Here is a 12276-nt window from a genome sequence, read left to right as displayed (position 1 = left end):
TTCATCAAAGTTATATTAAGTCTACTCCAGCTTATGCTGGAGTAGACTGGCAAGAACAATACCTTAACCCCACCATGGTGGGGCTTGATCTGCGATTAGTCTTGTAACAACGCACTGGCCGCAATCAGCTTATCCTGATAGGGCGCACGTAAACGCAGATTTGTTGTGCCGGCCGCATCCTGAATCACCACTGGCTTTGCATGGCTAAAACGGCGGAAGCCATGAATACCGTGGTAAGCGCCGATACCAGAAGCGCCTACACCACCAAAAGGCAGGCTATCCAGTGAGGCATGGGTCATGACATCGTTGATCACCAGCGCCCCCGATGTGGTCTGGTTTGCCATCTGTTTCTGACGAGTCTCATCATAGCCAAAATAGTAGGCTGCCAGTGGGCGCGGGTGCGCATTGATGTAATTGATTGCTTCTTTTACATCACCAGAATAGGTTTTAATCGGCAGCAATGGCCCAAAGATCTCTTCCTGCATTACGCCCATGCCATCATTAGCATCCAGAATCAGATGCGGGGCAATTTTACGGCTCAGCGCATCAAAATCAGGTTCTCCAGCCGGGGCCAGACTCACTACCCGTGCACCTTTAGCCCGCGCGTCCTCTATCAGCTGAACCAATCTTTGGTAGTGACGGTCACTCACGATCGCGGTGTAATCACTGTTCTCTTGCAGGGTTGGGAAAGCCTGCTGCATAAACGCCTGTGCGTGCTGCACAAATTCAGCCTGAGCTGCGGCTGGTAGCATCAGGTAATCCGGAGAGATACAAATTTGTCCGGCATTAAACGTTTTGATGGTCATCGTCCTGGCTGCTGCAAGGGCAACATCCGCATCTGAATCCAACACAACAGGTGACTTGCCGCCCAGTTCCAACGTGACTGGCACCAGGTTTTCTGCCGCTGCACGCATAACATGTTTACCCACGGCGGTACTGCCGGTGAAAACGAGGTGATCAAATGGCAGGGCGCTGAAAGCCTGACCAACTGCAGCATCACCTAACACCACGGTAAGTTCGCTGGCATCAAAGTAGCGCGGGACCAGCTCAGCCAGTAATTGAGACGTGTGCGGTGTAAGCTCAGAGGGTTTGAGCATCGCACTGTTACCGGCAGCAAACACCCCCGCCAGCGGGCCGAATGCGAGGTTAATCGGGAAGTTCCACGGGCTGATAATACCCACTACGCCCAGCGGCTGCGATTCGATCCACGCCTGCATACCTTCAACAGGCACTTCTGCGGCTTCCGGTTGCATCCACGCTTCAAGATTCTCTGCCGAGTGCTGCAACATATTCATGGTAGTCAGTAAGTCAGCGGCCAGGGTTTGATAGGCACTGCGATGACCAAAGTCGGCATTGATAGCTGCGTTAATTGCCTCATGGTTATCACGAATCAGCGCAATACTACGCTGTAAACGATCGCGACGAAGTGCTACTGAAGCGGGGCCAGCCTGCAAATGTGCCTGCTTCATTGCCTGTAAAACCTGTTGTAACTCTTGCTGATGCGACATGATTTTTACCTGTCTGATTGCGATACAGGAAGCTTACGCGCACTGGTCTTCTGGCGCTAACAAGGCTATTTTAGTAGGGGTATAAATAAATTTATGGGTAGATATGTCTCTGGTTCGCTTACATACATTTATCGAAGTTTATCGCCAGCGCTCTATCTCTGCCGCGGCAAGAGCCCTGAACCTGACTCAGCCTGCCGTTTCGCAGCATATTAACGGGCTAGAAGTGGCGGTGGGACGCCCGCTGTTTGAGCGACAGGTGCATGGTGTCGTGCCGACTGCGGCGGCTGATGACCTGGCGGCCGATATTGGTAGCTCACTGGATATTGCAGAGTCTGCACTCTCGTCGGCCCGGGCACGATCGATGGATGTTAGCGGCACGCTGCAAATCATTGGCCACGCCGATTTCATGGCGGAAAAGCTGTCGGGCGAGTTGTTGCCCCTGTTAGAGAGCGGCATCCGCGTTCATATGCACACCGGAGATGGCTCATTAGTGGCTCAAATGGTGCTGGAAGGCCATTGTGATTTGGGCATCACTGCCCACGCGATAACTGATGAACGCTTAAAAGGTGAGGTGATCTTTCGCGATCGGGTGATTGCTGTCGCCTCACCCCAGGTTGCACATCGCTTACAGCAAGCTACCGATTTTGCCAACGGATTAATCAATGAGCCACTGCTGGCTTATGATCTCAAACTCTCATTGATCGACCACTGGCTAGACAAAAACCGTATTCCCTATCAAACATTGCTGCCAACTGTGGTAGGGCAAGATCTGCGTGGGCAGCGTAGTCTGTTGTGTCGTGGATTTGGTTGGACGGTAATGCCCGAATTTCTTTGTCGCGAACAAATCGCACAGGGCGATTTGGTGACGCTGCCTGCTCCCGTGGGTGATACTGAAATCCGCTACCATCTGTTGTGGCTGCCCAGTGCGCTGCGCCAACCGCGTATCGCCCATGCAAGGCAGGTTTTAATACGGCAATTAAAATCCTCTGCAACAGATGATTAATTTAGCGGAATTATAAGCTATTTAATGATAACGGCATTAAATAGCTCGATCAGTTATTAAAGTATTAACAAATATGAATGGGAGTTCTTTACCCTTAGAAATAATAATGGCATCGTATTTTCGCGGCGCGAATTTAAAGATGTTACACCCGCAGAATTAAATAATTATTAAATCCTGACGTTGTAATCAATAATCATTCTCGTTATAGTGCGTTTTTTCATTTTTCTTACAATCACAGGCAGGTGATTAATACCCTTATGAAAATTGCAACTAAATACAGCTTACTGGCTTCGCTTATCGCCTGTAATCTCGGGATGTCTTTGGCATTGGCCGCCGATACCAGCCCTGAATCAAAAACCACTAAAGTTAATAACGACGAAAAACAGCAGACCCAACCCCTGACGGTAAGTGATAAAAAAAGCAGTGGCGAAAACGAAATGGTAGTCACTGCGAGAGAGCAAACACTCCAGGCTCCCGGCGTTTCGATTATCGACAGTCAGGCAATCAAAAAGCACCCTATTCAGCGTGATCTCTCTGAAATTATTCGTACCATGCCCGGTGTCAACCTGACGGGTAACTCCAACAGTGGCCAACGGGGTAATAACCGTCAGATCGATATTCGCGGTATGGGACCAGAAAACACCCTGATCATGATTGATGGTATGCCGGTCAGTAGCCGTAACTCAGTCCGTTATGGCTGGAGTGACGAACGTGACACGCGCGGTGATACCAACTGGGTGCCACCAGAAATGATTGATCGTATTGAAGTTATTCGTGGTCCTGCTGCGGCCATGTATGGCAGTGGTGCGATGGGTGGTGTCATCAACATCATCACGAAACCGGCGGAAAAGGCATGGCACGGGAGTTTTAATACTTACTTCAATGCGCCGGAGCACAAACAAGAAGGTGCAACCAAACGTTATAATGCCAGCGTAAGCGGTGCGTTAACGGATAATCTGACACTGCGCTTATACGGCAACTGGAATAAAACCCAGGCCGATGGTGAGAATATCAATGCAGGCCATACCGCGGGGCGCACCGGTACTTACGCGGGAACATTACCTTCTGGCCGTGAAGGTTTTATCAATAAAGATATCAATGCGGTATTACATTGGGAATTTATCCCCCGCCAGGCGCTGGAGCTAGGATTAGGCTATAGCCGCCAGGGTAACTTGTATGCGGGTGATACGCAAAACACCAACAGTAATGCGCTGGTGAAGGCCAATTATGGCAAAGAAACCAACATTTTATATCGTCAAACGTTAAGTCTGAAATATACCGGCGCATGGGATAACGGTGTCACCACCAATAACTACATTCAGTTTGAGAAGACGCGAAATACCCGAATGAATGAAGGGTTATCTGGCGGCATTGCCGGTATCTTCAGTAGTACCAATGAAGGCTTCTCCACCATCAATCTGAATGACACCAATCTGCATTCTGAAGTGAATATTCCGTTCGATCTCTGGGTCAGTCAAAATGTGACCTTCGGTGCGGAGTTTAATCATCAAACCATGAAAGACCCAACATCAAATACCGAAGCCACGTCTGGCGGATCTGTTGCAGGGATTTCTGATACGGGACGTAGCAAGTACAGCTCGGCAGATATCTACGGCGTTTATGCTGAGGATAATATCGACCTGACTGACAGCACTCGCCTGACGCCAGGATTGCGCTACAACCACCAGAGTATGAGCGGTGGTGACTTCAGCCCGGCACTTAACCTTTCGCAAGAGTTGGGTAACGACTTCACGCTGAAGCTCGGAATTGCACGTGCCTGGAAAGCGCCGAACCTGTATCAGACTAACCCTAACTACCTGCTGTACAGCAAGGGGCAGGGCTGTTACGCCAGTTCTGGTGCCTGCTATCTGCAAGGGAACCGTGATCTGAAGGCTGAAACCAGCATCAATAAAGAGATCGGCATTGAGTATAAACATGATGATGTGCAGGCTGGCCTGACCTGGTATCGCAACGATTACCGCAATAAGATCGAGGGCGGTTACTCGGCGGTTGACCATACCGGTACTACAGACATCTATAAATGGGAAAACGTGCCAAAAGCGTTGGTGCAGGGGATCGAAGGTACGCTGAACTTCCCAATCAGTGATACCGTGACCATGAACAACAACTTCACCTACAACATTGAGAATAAGAACAAAACTACCGGGGATTATCTGTCGATCATTCCGAAGTTTACCATCAACTCAACGCTGGACTGGCAGGCGACCAACGATCTCGCAGTTCAAGGGACGATGACCTGGTACGGTAAGCAAAAACCGAAAAAATACAATTACAAAGGTGAGCCAACGTCTGGCAGTGAGACCCGCCAGGTTACGCCTTACGTACTGTTTGGTGCCAGTGCAACTTACACCATCAACAAAAATGTCGACCTGACCGCCGGTATCGATAACCTGCTGGATGAACGTCACTACCGTGCCGGTAACGCACAGACAACCGGTAATGCCACCACTGGTGCCTATCTGTATGGTGCGGGCGCATATACCTATAACGAACCAGGCCGCACCTATTATATGGAGCTGGGTGTGCATTTCTGATCGTTGTATGACACTGCTGCAGGTGTTTGATCACCTGCAGCCCTTTCCATAGCCCCACCATTTTCACCTCCAAAGCGACAAATAATTGCCACTTCAGGCTGAAAGCGTCCGCAAAATTTTATTGCCTTATTAAGGTGTTTTTTCGTGATTTTTAGCGGCAGATAGCGCCTTTTTCCCATCAATTTTCAGGATCAATGTCAGGATCAAGTCACGAACAAAACTCTCTAAACTTATATAATTGTGTTTATATTAGTTTATAAATACAGAGTGTTGGGCCGTAACGGCGTGAGGATCTCACGGAGATCGAACAGTCTGGAGAGAGGGCATCCAAAATAGCCGGTTATGGGCGAAGTAAATGTTCAAAATACCGGCAGCGTCTGGCGAATTCTGCTGGGTAATCCCCCTGATAAAGTCTCAGAATTCACGTAGCGCGATCATCATCAATCGCGCATTTTGTCAGCATCATGAATACAACAGGTCTCTCCGGTGCCGTCATATAGTTGAACACCGGGCATCAGGCGGTGGGTAGCATTCCTGGTATTACAATGGCTTGAATCGAATGTCAGTTGTACGTCATAGTAAAATTAGCCGTGGCGTTAGCCAATCCACCCCTTACTCTAGTTGCTGTTTGATAATAACGAGCTTCCAGGGGAATAGTGTATTTTCCTGAAGTAGATATGGTGCCAATTGGTAGTACCGTACCCAGCGATACTGGACGACTCTTGTGTAATACCTGTAAACCTACACCACTGGCGACAGTATCTGTTGATGAGGTGGTTAGAGCAATGACTCCGGGTCGCGCTGAGCTATCAGCAATACCATCTAAGGTAATATTAACACGAGTGTTAACATCACAGTCGAGTGGAATACTGAATGTCGTGCTTGCTGCTGTGCTTCCAATCCCAGTAAATTCACTACTTAACACGCGTTTCATAGGCACAATGATACTGGAGTTTGTAACGGAACATGCGAGAGGAATAATTCTATTAGTTCCTGTTAAGTTTATGTAAAATAATTCAACGTTATCGGCTAAAGTAGTCACTAAACGGCCATTAGTTAACGCTCCGCTACCCACTGCGCCAGTTTTAGTTTTAATGAGTTCAGCGGTAATTATTCCAGTGCTAGTCCATTTCCCCCACGCGAGAGATTTTGCAAATGGATATGGACCATTAACCTGGTCACCATGTTTAATTCTTATTCCAACACCATTAATATTTGTATTATATACATTATTTCCATATGAGCTAATGGTAGGAAAATTATTTATACGTCCTCGATAACTCCAGGTTGTAGTACAAGTCCACGTGGCAAGTCCTTGACTGTTTGCTGTAGTCCTTGCTATAACGCTGCCCACTGGAGAATCACGCTGTAGAGTTATTGACCCAAAACTAATATTTCGGGTCCCAGGCCCCGCATTTCGGGTGCAAGCGGCCATTGCATCTTCAGGTATTAGCGATATAAAAAACAATAATGAGGATATATAAATAATTTTTTGCTTCATTGCATTTACCCTAATACTTAAAATCATTGATTGTGAGTGAAATCTATATCTAAATTTATTTTTATATTAAAGCAAATAAATCAAATGGTTATGTAAGTAAATGGACTCATATTTCACATTATAACCCTCTGCTTTATTTTTTATTAAATAAAAAGACTGGCACTTCTTGTTTGTCATAGCACATGCAACTGAAAACACGAAGTTGACTTCAAGTTGATAACTTATAAAGCTGGCCATATAAACACAATATAAAATAAAACACATGCTATGTATATGAGACTCGTCTCTATCATTATAGAGTGGCTATATACTACACGGATTTTTAATTTAACTAGATATGTATGTAATAAAGGCCATCAATGTCGAGACTTATAAATCCATGAGTAAAATATCTTTGTTGTACATTTTTAAATTTGTCGGCGCTTCCAGAAAATCGTCTTCACTTATTGTACGTTGCCACTTGAGTATTGTGTTTATATTGATTTGTAAACCAGAGTGTTGGGCCGTAACGGCGCGAGCATTTCTCTGATATCGATTAGTCTGAAGAGACAGATATCAAAAAACCGGTTCTGGACGAAGTAAATGTTCAAAATACCGGCAGCTCCTGGCGAATTCTGCTGGGTAATCCCTCTGATAAAGTCTCAGAATTCACGTAGCGCGATCATCATCAATCGCGCATTTTGTCAGCATCATGAATACAAAGTCGCCATACCAGGTCATGATTAACAGAGTTGCCATTGATTCTACAATCACGCCCCGCATTCGCAGGTACATTATCTGCCAGTTAGGGTGGCTTCATTTTTTATTGGGTTGAAGTGTTCATGCGTACAACCGATCATCTTGGCGGTATAACCGATTTTGTAACTACTGCTCAGTTAGGTAGCTTTACTGCGGCTGCGGAGCGTCTTTCTCCTTAGGGTCTGAGTAACCATAAATTCCACAATAGATTTAAAATCGCTGTGGTTTACTGATGCACGTCCGTTCCATGAGCTTTGAAGACGCCACGCGCCATCACTAATGCTGTCATCCCTCGAGCACTATCGGGGCCAGGGCCAATAATATTCAAACTGTGATCCAGACTGAGGAATCCTTTTTTGTAATCGATTACTTTACGGGTCAGAAGAAATGTAATCGATTACTTTGTTGGTGAGAGGCCACTATGGTGACAACAGTAACGCGTACCGAGAGCATGGAGAAACAGCACCAGATGTTGATCCCAAGACTCTCTTTAATGATGTTCATGCAGTTTTTCATCTGGGGTAGTTGGTCGGTCACGCTCGGTCTGGTGATGACGCAACACAACATGTCCTTATTGATCGGCGATGCGTTTTCAGCCGGGCCTATCGCCTCGATCCTGTCTCCCTTTGTGTTGGGTATGCTGGTAGACAGGTTCTTCCCGTCGCAGAAAGTCATGGCCGTCATGAACCTGGCAGGAGCGGTTATCCTCTGGTTTGTGCCTTCGGCGCTGGCTTCAGAAAACGGTGCACAGCTCATCGCCTTACTGTTTGGGTATACGCTGTGCTTTATGCCGACGCTGGCGTTGGCAAATAACATTGCCTTCCACAGTCTGGCGAAAAGTGACAAAAGTTTCCCGGTGGTGCGCGTGTTTGGCACCATTGGCTGGATAGTGGCGGGGATCTTTATCGGCTTCACCGGTATTGCTTCCAGTGCTTCTATCTTCACCCTCGCGGCCATCTGCTCGGTGGTATTGGCGGTTTACAGCCTGACGCTGCCGCATACGCCCGCGCCTGCGAGGGGGATGCCGTTAAAAGTACGCGATCTATTCTGTGCCGATGCCTTTGCTTTGCTCAAGGTGCCTCACTTTTTCGTCTTCGCATTGTGCGCCACGCTGATCTCCATCCCTCTGGGCACCTATTACGCCTATACCGCCTCCTGGCTGGCGGATGCAGGCGTGACAAACATCAGTACCGTAATGTCCTTCGGCCAGATGTCTGAGATTTTCTTCATGCTGGTGATCCCCTTGCTGTTCCGGCGTTTGGGCGTGAAGTACATGCTGCTGGTCGGCATGTTGGCCTGGTTTGTACGCTATGCGCTGTTTGCCATCGGGATGGGCGATGAAGGGCGTGCGCTGATCTATCTGGGCATCCTGCTACACGGTGTCTGTTATGACTTCTTCTTCGTGGTGGGCTTCATCTACACAGACCGTATTGCAGGTGAAAAAGTAAAAGGGCAGGCGCAAAGCATGGTGGTCATGTTCACCTACGGCATCGGCATGTTATTGGGTTCGCAAATCTCCGGCGCACTCTACAACCAGCTGGTTGCCGGGCAAGGCACGGCTGAAAACTGGGCAACTTTCTGGTGGATCCCCGCCATTGCGGCGGCAGCGATCGCCATTATTTTCCTCTTCACCTTTAAATATCGGGATGAAAAGGTTTGATTAACTGGAGGTGTACGTGAAAACGTTAAAAGGACCTGGTATTTTTCTGTCGCAGTTCATCGGGGAGCAGGCCCCGTTTAATACCCTGGAAGGACTGGCGCAATGGGCATCGGCTCTGGGCTATAAAGCATTGCAGATCCCCTGTCATCACCGGTCGATCTTTGATTTGGACCTGGCGTCCACCAGCCAGGCCTACTGCGATGACATCACGGGATTACTCGGCACATACGGGCTGGTGGTAAGCGAGTTATCGACGCACCTTGAGGGGCAGCTGATTGCTGTCCATCCGGCGCATGATGTGGCGTTTGATGGCTTCGCACCGTCTGAGGTACGTGGTGATAATGCGAGGCGAACAGCATGGGCCATTGAAAGCGTAAAAAAAGCGGCGGCGGCATCGGCAAAGCTGGGGCTGCGTGCACATGCCACTTTTTCCGGTTCGCTCGCCTGGCCGTATGTCTATCCCTGGCCGCCACACAATCCGGCGCTGCTTGAAGAAGCCTTCGCAGAACTGGCGCGCCGCTGGCTGCCGGTGCTTGAGGAGTTTGATCGTTACGGCGTGGATGTGTGCTATGAGCTGCATCCGGGAGAAGACCTGCATGATGGCGTGACATTTGAGCGTTTCTTAGCGGCCGTAAACCATCATCCACGCTGCAATATTCTGTTTGACCCCAGCCATCTGCTGCTGCAACACATCGATTATCTGCAATTTATCGATATCTATCATCAGCGTATCAAAGCCTTCCATGTCAAAGATGCCGAATACCAGCTTAATGGCCGCAGTGGCGTATACGGAGGTTATCAGCGCTGGATTGAGCGTGCCGGACGTTTTCGCTCACCCGGTGACGGTCAGGTCGACTTCAAAGGGATCTTCAGCAAGCTGGCTCAGTACGATTTTGACGGTTGGGCGGTGCTGGAGTGGGAATGCTGTCTGAAAGACAGTGATGTCGGGGCGCGTGAAGGTGCCGAATTTATTCAGCATCACATTATTCCTGTCGCCAACCGCGCGTTTGATGATTTTGCCGCGCAGCACGATGCTGCATCCAGCGTTCGCGCGCAGCTTGGCCTGAAACAAGGAGCCTGAAGTGATCAATGTAGGAATTATTGGCACGGGATTTATCGGGCCGGCACATATTGAAGCATTACATCGCCTGGGCAACGTTAACGTTGTTGCCCTCTGTGATTCAAACCAGAGCAGTGCTGAATCCCGCGCGGCCAAGATGAATGTGCCGCATGCCTACAGCGACGTCACCGCATTTTTACAACATCAAGGATTGGATGCGGTGCATAACTGCACGCCTAACCATCTGCACGCGGCGATAAACCGGCAAATCATAGCGGCGGGCAAACATGTGTTTTCGGAAAAACCGTTGTGTATGACGATGGACGAAGCCAGGGAACTGGTGGCACTGGCAGAGCAGGCGGGGGTGGTGCATGGCGTGAGCTTTGTCTATCGCCAGTTTGCCATGGTACAACAGGCCGCGAGCATGGTGTGTTACCAGCAACTGGGACGGCTTTTTTCAGCACAGGGCAGCTATCTGCAAGACTGGATGCTTGAAGAAACCGATTACAACTGGCGTGTTGATGCCACAAAGGGGGGAGCCTCGCGTGCGGTTGCGGATATTGGCTCTCACTGGTGCGATACCATCCAGTTCGTGACTGGACGAAAAATCGTGGAAGTGATGGCCGATCTCTCCATCGTCTGGCCTACACGTAAGGCAAGTCTTGCTGATACCGGTACTTTTGGCGCACAGGTCAACGAAACACAGTATGAGTCCCGCGAAGTGACCACGGAAGATATGGGCTTTGTGCTGTTCCGTTTTGATGATGGCAGCAAGGGAAGCTTCAGCGTGTCGCAGGTTTCAGCAGGGCGTAAGAACCGGCTGAGCCTTGAGGTGAACGGCAGCCTCGGCTCACTGGCCTGGGATCAGGAAACACCACAGCAGCTGTGGCTGGGTCACCGGCATAAGGCGAACCAGTTGCTTTCTGATGACCCTACGCTGATGAACCCGGATGTGGCTGGTAGAGCACGTTTCCCGGGTGGGCATATTGAGGGTTGGCCAGATGCGTTCCGTGCCATGATGCAACAGTTTTATCAGGCTGTCGCGCAGGGTGAACCCTCGCCAAACGCCAACTTTGCCACGTTCCAGGATGGTGCGCAGGTGATGGCGATTTTTGATGCCATTATGCAGAGCCATCAGCAGCAGCGCTGGGTGCGCGTAAACCCGTAATATCCGGCCCGATCGGTTACCAGCCGATTGGGCTAACTTATTGTTCACGCGGAATTATGGTAGCCTGCGTAACATCTGATTCAGTATGAGTTGCTGCCATGTCCATTCAAAAAATCGCTCGTCTGGCGGGGGTTTCCGTCGCGACAGTGTCACGCGTGTTGAATAACAGCGACACGGTTAAAGATAAAAATCGTGAGAAAGTACTGCAGGCGATCAAAGAGAGCAACTATCAGCCCAATTTGCTGGCCCGCCAACTGCGCACCGCGCGTAGCTCAATGATTCTGGTGATGGTCTCCGACATTTCTAACCCTTTCTGTGCCGAAGTGGTGAAGGGCATTGAAGAGGAAGCGGAGAAGAACGGCTATCGTATTCTGCTGTGTAACTCCGGCTCTGATATCGAGCGTTCCCGTTCCAGCCTGCAACTGCTGTCCGGCAAAATCGTCGACGGCATCATCACCATGGACGCCTTCAGTAAACTGCCGGAGTTAAGCCACTTGATCGCCAACACCCCCTGGGTGCAGTGTGCCGAGTACGCGGATGCGGGAGAAATTTCCTGCGTAGGTATCAATGACAGCGATGCCTCACAGGAGGTGGTGCGATATCTGGCGGATAAAGGCCGTAAGCGCATTGCTATCATCAATCATGATCTCAGCTATAAATATGCACGGCTGCGTCAGGAGGGATATCTGGCGCAACTTAAGCGCGATCGGCTCGCGTGGCAGGCGATAAGCTATGCCAGCGAACTGAGCTTCAGCGCCGGTAAAGAGGCCATGATTGCATTACTGGAGAGAAAAGAGCGGCCAGATGCAGTATTTGCGGTGTCAGATACGTTAGCCGCTGGTGCGATGGCCGCGATTCAGGCGGCGGGATTACGCGTCCCGGAGGATATTGCCGTGGCTGGCTTCGATGGTACCGAGTTGGCGGAGATGGTGACGCCACCGCTGACAACGCTGGCGCAGCCATCGCGTGATATTGGTCGTCAGGCTTGCAGGTTGGTACTGCAAAAAATTGATCAACCGGAATCCTCTCCTGAAAGGGTGATCCTGCAAGGGCACCTGATTGAGCGTGCCAGTGCATAAGCGG

Annotated in this window: 8 protein-coding genes; 6 read left to right on the top strand and 2 right to left on the bottom strand. The window is 49.6% G+C overall.

The genetic code is table 11. From position 1 onward, the window contains the following. Positions 1-95 precede the first annotated feature (95 nt). Entirely contained in the window at positions 96-1508 is a 1413-nt protein-coding gene (locus F3J40_RS12050) for a coniferyl aldehyde dehydrogenase (protein WP_167014905.1), read from the bottom strand. A 103-nt stretch (positions 1509-1611) separates the two neighbouring features. Here F3J40_RS12050 and F3J40_RS12045 point away from each other — a divergent pair, with 103 nt between their 5' ends. Further along, positions 1612-2511, top strand: a complete 900-nt coding sequence (locus F3J40_RS12045; RefSeq protein ID WP_167014903.1) for a LysR family transcriptional regulator — start codon at positions 1612-1614, stop codon at positions 2509-2511. A 257-nt stretch (positions 2512-2768) separates the two neighbouring features. Next, the gene (locus tag F3J40_RS12040) at positions 2769-5066 is read left to right on the top strand and encodes a TonB-dependent siderophore receptor (protein ID WP_167014901.1); all 2298 of its coding nucleotides are present in this window, start codon (positions 2769-2771) and stop codon (positions 5064-5066) included. 562 nt (positions 5067-5628) lie between these two features. Here F3J40_RS12040 and F3J40_RS12035 read toward each other — a convergent pair. Further along, positions 5629-6567 carry a fimbrial protein gene (locus tag F3J40_RS12035; RefSeq protein WP_167014899.1) on the bottom strand — a complete coding sequence of 313 codons (939 nt, stop codon included), beginning with the start codon at positions 6565-6567 and terminating at the stop codon, positions 5629-5631. A 1159-nt stretch (positions 6568-7726) separates the two neighbouring features. On the opposite strand from F3J40_RS12035, the gene F3J40_RS12030 reads away from it, so the two are divergent. From F3J40_RS12030 to F3J40_RS12015, 4 genes are all read left to right on the top strand, one after another. Continuing rightward, positions 7727-8965: an MFS transporter gene (locus F3J40_RS12030; RefSeq protein ID WP_167014897.1), complete on the top strand. Its 1239-nt coding sequence runs from the start codon at positions 7727-7729 to the stop codon at positions 8963-8965. A gap of 16 nt (positions 8966-8981) precedes the next feature. Continuing rightward, positions 8982-10046 carry a sugar phosphate isomerase/epimerase family protein gene (locus tag F3J40_RS12025; protein WP_167014895.1) on the top strand — a complete coding sequence of 355 codons (1065 nt, stop codon included), beginning with the start codon at positions 8982-8984 and terminating at the stop codon, positions 10044-10046. Between the two features lies 1 nt (position 10047). Next, complete coding sequence (locus F3J40_RS12020) at positions 10048-11193, top strand: Gfo/Idh/MocA family protein (RefSeq protein WP_167014893.1); 1146 nt, start codon at positions 10048-10050, stop codon at positions 11191-11193. 98 nt (positions 11194-11291) lie between these two features. After that, a complete protein-coding gene (locus tag F3J40_RS12015; RefSeq protein WP_167014891.1) occupies positions 11292-12272 on the top strand; it encodes a LacI family DNA-binding transcriptional regulator in 981 nt (326 codons plus the stop codon). Positions 12273-12276 lie beyond the last annotated feature (4 nt).

Origin of the sequence: Candidatus Pantoea multigeneris, from assembly GCF_011752615.1 — a bacterium.
GTDB classification, from domain to species: domain Bacteria; phylum Pseudomonadota; class Gammaproteobacteria; order Enterobacterales; family Enterobacteriaceae; genus Pantoea; species Pantoea multigeneris.
This window is presented reverse-complemented; position numbering and strand designations above follow the sequence as displayed.

Coding starts and splice junctions, on each gene's coding strand:
- F3J40_RS12050 (WP_167014905.1), bottom strand. CDS start 1,508: ATGTCGCATCAGCAAGAGTTACAACAGGTTTTACAGGCAATGAAGCAG.
- F3J40_RS12045 (WP_167014903.1), top strand. CDS start 1,612: ATGTCTCTGGTTCGCTTACATACATTTATCGAAGTTTATCGCCAGCGC.
- F3J40_RS12040 (WP_167014901.1), top strand. CDS start 2,769: ATGAAAATTGCAACTAAATACAGCTTACTGGCTTCGCTTATCGCCTGT.
- F3J40_RS12035 (WP_167014899.1), bottom strand. CDS start 6,567: ATGAAGCAAAAAATTATTTATATATCCTCATTATTGTTTTTTATATCG.
- F3J40_RS12030 (WP_167014897.1), top strand. CDS start 7,727: ATGGTGACAACAGTAACGCGTACCGAGAGCATGGAGAAACAGCACCAG.
- F3J40_RS12015 (WP_167014891.1), top strand. CDS start 11,292: ATGTCCATTCAAAAAATCGCTCGTCTGGCGGGGGTTTCCGTCGCGACA.